This window comes from Neisseria sp. P0001.S005 (genome assembly GCF_051963715.1).
Window position 1 is genome coordinate 1 of record NZ_JBQCTZ010001141.1, and the last position, 220, is coordinate 220.

Genomic DNA, 220 nt, shown 5'->3' on the forward strand with positions numbered 1-220 from the left:
GAAAAATCCCCTAAATGTCTTGGTGGGAATTTAGGGGATTTTGGGGAATTTTGCAAAGGTCTCAGGCCGTCTGAAAAGTTTCAGACGGCCTGTTTAAGTTTATAAAAAAGCGCAAACCTTTTTAAATCAAAAATTTGCGCTTCAAATCTGGTGGAGGCGGGGGGAATCGAACCCCCGTCCGAAAGTCCTCTACAGAGCGTTCTACATACTTAGTTGTGTC

1 other RNA gene is annotated in these 220 nt (G+C 43.6%); it reads right to left on the minus strand.

Going from position 1 to position 220, the window contains the following annotated elements:
* Nucleotides 1-148 precede the first annotated feature (148 nt).
* Nucleotides 149-220, minus strand: a transfer-messenger RNA (tmRNA) gene (gene ssrA, locus ACTHSP_RS24330); the annotation flags it as partial.